We start from the raw sequence: 5,593 nt of genomic DNA, 5'->3' as shown, positions 1-5,593 counted from the left end.
GATATAAAGTTGTTAACATAGTAAATATAGAAATAATAATCATCATTCCTACATGTAGTGTACCATGTAAACAATTTTTTTCCTAAAGCATTGCATTCACTAACGGAAATTTGAAATAAGAAGGAGTTAATATGGCAGAAAAACATTTAATCGCATTAGACTTAGATGGAACTTTATTAAAAGATGATAAAACTATTTCTCAAAAAAATAAGGAAATTATTCAAAAAGCAAAAGCTGAAGGTCATATTGTCATGATTGCAACCGGCAGACCTTATCGTTCAAGTGAAATGTATTATCGCGAATTGGAGCTAAACACACCAATTGTTAATTTTAATGGAGCTTTTATGCATCATCCGCTTGATTCAAGCTGGGGATTCTATCATGAACCACTTGATGTAAAAGTAGCAAAGGACATTGTCGAAGCTTGCAGAAGTTTTCAGTTTCACAATATAATTGCCGAAGTAATGGACGATATTTATTTCCATTACCATGATGAGAAGCTTTTAGATATTTTTAGCTTTGGCAATCCCAAAATTACCACAGGTGATTTACAAAACTTTTTAAACGATGCACCTACAAGTATGTTGATCCATACAGAGGAAGATCAGCTTAAATTAATTCGTAATCATTTATCTGAGATTCACGCCGAAGTGATTGAACAACGAAGCTGGGCTGCACCGTGGCATGTCATTGAAATCATTAAAGTTGGGTTAAATAAAGCTGTAGGCTTGAAAAAGGCAGCAGATTACTTTGGGATCCCAGCTGAAAGAATTATTGCTTTTGGCGACGAAGACAATGATTTGGAAATGCTTGAATATGCCGGTCATGGAATTGCGATGGGAAATGGGATTGACCAGGTAAAGAATATCGCTAATGATGTAACCTTGAGTAATGAAGAAGATGGTGTTGGGGCATATTTAGCGGATTTGTTAAAATTATAACGCGGAAGCACCTTGACCAAGCTTTTCCTAAATGAACGGTCTGCTTTTGGAGCATACTAATTTTTGAGGCAGCGTTGCTGTTTCAATATAAGCTTCTTAGCATATTGGAGGGATTCGAATGGGTAAATCAAACAAATCAAAACGCTTTGTCCAGCAAGGAAAGGATACAGTTAGCAAGCATGCAGAACGTATTCCTTATCACATGACCTACGCTGAAGCAGAAGCTCAGAAGATGGCCAATGTGCACGAATCCTCGCTTGGAGGAATATAACATGGGAAACCAATTATTCCAGGAAGCACGGAGATTTGTGGAAATGGCGAAATCCGCTAACCCTAATGACCTTGATTCTGCAGTCGCAAAGGCTAAGAATTCCCTAAGTTCTGCTTTTGCCAACTCGACTGTCGCAGAGCAAGCCCAGCTCCAACAAATGCAACAAGAGCTTGATCATATTCAGTAAGGAAAAAAAGAAAGCGGGAACGCCATAACAAGGCGCTTCCGCTTTTCTAATCTCTGCGAAAGAATCCATAAACCCCGGTCGTCTGTACGATGTTTGTAAACGCTAGGGGATCCACTTCCTTAATGATTCTTTCTAAATCATAAAGTTCATAGCGGGTAATGACGATCATCAGCATATCCTTTGATTCATTGGAAAACGCCCCTTTAGCGGGAATCATTGTTATACCCCTAACAAGCGAAGCATGAATCGCTTTTTTCAGCTCTTCTGCCTTTTTGGTAATAATCATCGCTGTCAACTTGGCATGCCTTGTATGGATAGCATCAACAACCCTCGTCGAGGCATATAAGACCACCAGTGTGTAAAGGGCTTTTTCCCAGCCAAATAAGAAGCCAGCGGTCATAACGATAATCCCGTTTAATACGAACATATATGGCCCAACAGGTTTGTCTTTAAGTCTTGATAAAACCATCGCAATAATATCAACACCGCCTGTGGATGCTCCCCATTTTAAAGTGATCCCAACCCCGATTGCTTGAATGACTCCGCCAAATACGGCATTCAGTAAGATATCATGTGAAAATTTCTGGATTGGAACCAATGTTAGAAACAGAGACGATAGTAACACACTCATAAAACTATAAATCGTAAACGATTTACCTACCTTCTTCCAACCGAGAATTGCAACGGGAATATTGAGGACAAGCAATAAAAAACCCATTGAGACATGAATGGGTGTATAATCACTAAGGACTTTCGAAAGTAATTGTGCAATTCCGGTAAAACCGCTGGAGTATACATTCGCTGGAATGAGAAATAAATTCATGGCGAGTGCATTTAACAATGCACCAACCGCAACAATAAAAGCTTTTTTCGTCTGTAGCCAAATCAATGGTGTGCCCCCTTAATTTAAATTGTATTTTTAAGCCGAAACCGATAAACTGAATGTAAAATAATAAGTTATGAATGAGGTGAGCTTCATGCCGGTAAAAATACTCGCTGATAGCGCATGTGATTTACCAAAAAGTTTTTATGAAGAAAATCATGTTACGTTATTTCCCTTAAAGGTTGAAATTAATGAACAAGAATATGAGGATGTAAAAACCATTGATCCAAAAATGGTTTATGATGCCATCCGCGGTGGTGTCATACCAAAAACATCTCAAGTGTCCCCACTTTTGTTTGAAAAAGTTTTTACAGAAATGGCAGAAAAAAATGAAGAAGGAATTTATATTGCCTTTTCTTCCGCATTGTCCGGTACATATTCAACCGCTGTTATGATTCTTGACCAAGTCAAGGAAAAATATCCAAACCTACAAATAACGATAGTTGATACGAAATGTGCATCACTTGGAATTGGACTGATTGTTCAAGAAGCAGCGAGGCTCGCGGCAAATAACGTTACGAAAGAAAAAATTTTAGAAGATGTCCTATTTAGAAGCGAGCACATGGAGCATATTTTTACAGTAGAAGATTTAGATTATTTGGCAAAAGGCGGCAGGGTTTCGAAAGCTTCTGCGTTTTTAGGTGGATTATTAAATATTAAGCCGATTTTAAATATGGAAGAAGGGAAACTTGTTCCTATTGAAAAAATCAGAGGGAAAAAGAAAGTATTTCGCCGAATCATTGAAATCATGAACGAGCGAGGGTCTAATTTGCAGGAGCAGGTCATTAGCATCAGCCATGCAGATAATCTTGAAACGGCTTTGGAAGTAAAAGCGATGTTCGAAGAGGAATTTAATCCGAAAGAGGTGTATATTTCCTCGATTGGCTCAGCTATTGGGGCGCACACAGGACCTGGGACCATTTCAATATTCTTTTTAAACAAGCTGCCTTCCTAAATTTTTTTTAAAGATAAAGCATGATAAAATTTCGACTTTGAAAATTGTCCAGCTCCTGCGCTTTTCTTATAGCTTTCACATTTCGGACATATATGCCCCCTAGTCTGTGAGGTAGTTCACTTTTTTCAAACATAGACACGTTTATAATACAGAGTATTAAGGCTGTTTGCGTTTGAAAAAGCTGTTTTTTTAGGGGGCGTTTCACTTGTCTTTTAACCGAGATTTTAACAAAGATCCATTTATCGTTATATGGGAGCTGACACGTGCTTGCCAATTAAAATGCCTGCATTGTCGTGCAGATGCGCAATATGCAAGGGATCCACGCGAATTAACATTTGAAGAAGGCAAAAATCTAATCGATCAAATATACGATATGAATAATCCCATCCTTGTCTTTACAGGTGGCGATCCTTTGATGAGGGAAGATGTTTTTGATATTGCCAAGTATGCAGTTCAAAAGGGTGTCCGGGTTTCGATGACGCCAAGTGCTACACCGAATGTAACGATGGAGGCAATGCAGAAAGCAAAGGAAGTCGGCCTATCGCGATGGGCTTTTAGTCTTGACGGACCCACCGCCGAGATTCATGACCATTTCCGCGGGACAGCAGGTTCGTTTGATCTGACCATGGAAAAAATTAAGTATTTGCACGAATTGGAAATGCCAATCCAAATTAACACGGTTGTTTCTAGATACAATTTTGAACATCTTGAAGAGATGGCAAAACTGGTTGAGGAATTAAAATGCGTGCTTTGGAGTGTCTTTTTTCTTGTCCCAACTGGAAGAGGGCAGGTAACTGACATGGTTTCACCTGTGGAAACTGAAAAGGTTCTCAGATGGTTGTACGACCTAAGCAAGCGTGTGCCATTCGACATTAAGACAACAGAGGCGATGCATTACCGCCGTGTTGTCATTCAGCAAAAGATGCGCGAAGCAAAGGCGCAGACAGATGAAATCGATTATTTAAGTGCTTTGACAGAAAAAGGGTTAACAGGTTCCATTGATGGACTTGGACGTGCCCCTAAAGGTGTCAACGACGGTAATGGCTTTGTGTTTATTTCCCATATCGGTGATGTTTATCCTAGCGGATTGCTGCCTGTAAAGGCAGGGAATGTTCGGGAGACACCATTAGCAGAGATCTACCGTGAATCGCCAATCTTTAAGGCCTTACGAAAACCAGACGAATTTAAAGGAAAATGCGGTGTCTGTGAATTTCGCTATGTTTGTGGGGGTTCAAGATCAAGGGCGTTTGCGATGACAGGCGATTATCTTGAAAGTGAACCATTCTGCGTGTATGTTCCGAAAGTACTAAGGGAAAAACAAGCACAAAACTAGAAAAACAAGGCTGTCTCAATTATTTGAGACAGCCTTGTCAATACTAGCATTATTCTATATTACAATAGATGGCTGAGCAATTTTCACAGCCAATTTCATCTTTTAAATATTGCAGGTCTAAAATAGAAATCTTTCCTTTTTTTATCGAAATAATCTTATCACGCTTTAACTCACTAAGGATCCGATTGGTACTTTCACGGGAGGTACCACAGAAATTTGCCAGTTCTTGATTGGTTAAGGGCAGGTCAATTAAGATTTCGTTTCCTTTTGGGGTCCCATAGCTGTTGGACATCCGTATAAGCGTAGAAAATAAGGCACCCCGTTTTCCATTTAAAACAAGGTCGCGAAATTTAGTCTGCGTTTTGCGGAAATGATCACTCATCCATTTCATAAACTCAAAGGCAAGTTTACTATTTTGGAAAATTTCACTTTCTATCACATCTTTTTTGATGGCAACAATTTCCCCTTCTTCAAGCACCTTTGCGCTTAATAGATAGCGCGGATTGTCGGTGAAAAGTGTTAATTCACCGCAAATATCATTGGCGCTGCAAATTCGGAGTGAAAGTTCACGGCCATCAGAAGTAATTTTACTGATTTGAATCTTGCCAGAAATAATAATGAATAGCTCTTCTGCTAACATTCCTTCCTGAAATAGATAGCTTCCTCTTTCACTTTTAAATTTCCGGTCAGCAAATGTAAGTAGTTCTTTTATCTCAATGGAATGAGTTGGCTTCATTGTCGCTGTCATCTTAAATCACCTCAAACTGATTTTTCTATACCAGTCATTTTCAATTTATTAAGTTCATTAGTAACATTTTATCTCAAGATTAGTCGGTAAAATCCAGTAAACAATGACAATATAGTGAAAACTTCAACGGAAATTAAAAAATAAGTTAGACCATATGGTATAAATGGAATGGAGGGATAGAAATAGCGGAAAATGATTTCCAAAATCAATCGTTTAATCATATACAAACATCTGTTAAGATAAGAATAATAATGAAAGGTATATAAGTAGTGAAT

Annotated in this window: 7 protein-coding genes; 5 read left to right on the top strand and 2 right to left on the bottom strand. The window is 38.6% G+C overall.

Features of this window, described 5'->3' with window-relative positions:
• Nucleotides 1-131 precede the first annotated feature (131 nt).
• The 3 genes from G6554_RS25035 to G6554_RS25025 all read left to right on the top strand — a co-directional run bounded on the left by G6554_RS25035 (nucleotide 132) and on the right by G6554_RS25025 (nucleotide 1,399).
• Nucleotides 132-941, top strand: coding sequence for a Cof-type HAD-IIB family hydrolase (locus G6554_RS25035; protein ID WP_166246811.1), 810 nt, complete (start codon nucleotides 132-134; stop codon nucleotides 939-941).
• Nucleotides 942-1,059: 118 nt separating this feature from the next.
• Complete coding sequence (locus G6554_RS25030; protein ID WP_166246810.1) at nucleotides 1,060-1,212, top strand: hypothetical protein; 153 nt, start codon at nucleotides 1,060-1,062, stop codon at nucleotides 1,210-1,212.
• A 1-nt stretch (nucleotide 1,213) separates the two neighbouring features.
• Complete coding sequence (locus tag G6554_RS25025) at nucleotides 1,214-1,399, top strand: DUF3813 domain-containing protein (protein ID WP_166246809.1); 186 nt, start codon at nucleotides 1,214-1,216, stop codon at nucleotides 1,397-1,399.
• Between the two features lie 46 nt (nucleotides 1,400-1,445).
• Here the strand turns inward: G6554_RS25025 and G6554_RS25020 are convergent, their stop codons facing one another.
• Nucleotides 1,446-2,288: a YitT family protein gene (locus G6554_RS25020; RefSeq protein WP_166246808.1), complete on the bottom strand. Its 843-nt coding sequence runs from the start codon at nucleotides 2,286-2,288 to the stop codon at nucleotides 1,446-1,448.
• Nucleotides 2,289-2,376: 88 nt separating this feature from the next.
• Between G6554_RS25020 and G6554_RS25015 the strand changes: the two genes are divergently transcribed.
• A complete protein-coding gene (locus G6554_RS25015) occupies nucleotides 2,377-3,237 on the top strand; it encodes a DegV family protein (RefSeq protein WP_166246807.1) in 861 nt (286 codons plus the stop codon).
• 205 nt (nucleotides 3,238-3,442) lie between these two features.
• The gene (locus tag G6554_RS25010) at nucleotides 3,443-4,570 is read left to right on the top strand and encodes a TIGR04053 family radical SAM/SPASM domain-containing protein (RefSeq protein WP_166246806.1); all 1,128 of its coding nucleotides are present in this window, start codon (nucleotides 3,443-3,445) and stop codon (nucleotides 4,568-4,570) included.
• Between the two features lie 49 nt (nucleotides 4,571-4,619).
• Here the strand turns inward: G6554_RS25010 and G6554_RS25005 are convergent, their stop codons facing one another.
• A complete protein-coding gene (locus G6554_RS25005; protein ID WP_166246805.1) occupies nucleotides 4,620-5,318 on the bottom strand; it encodes a Crp/Fnr family transcriptional regulator in 699 nt (232 codons plus the stop codon).
• Nucleotides 5,319-5,593: the final 275 nt, after the last annotated feature.

The organism is Bacillus sp. MM2020_4, assembly GCF_011250555.1.
In the GTDB taxonomy this organism is placed as follows: domain Bacteria; phylum Bacillota; class Bacilli; order Bacillales; family Cytobacillaceae; genus Neobacillus.
This window is presented reverse-complemented; position numbering and strand designations above follow the sequence as displayed.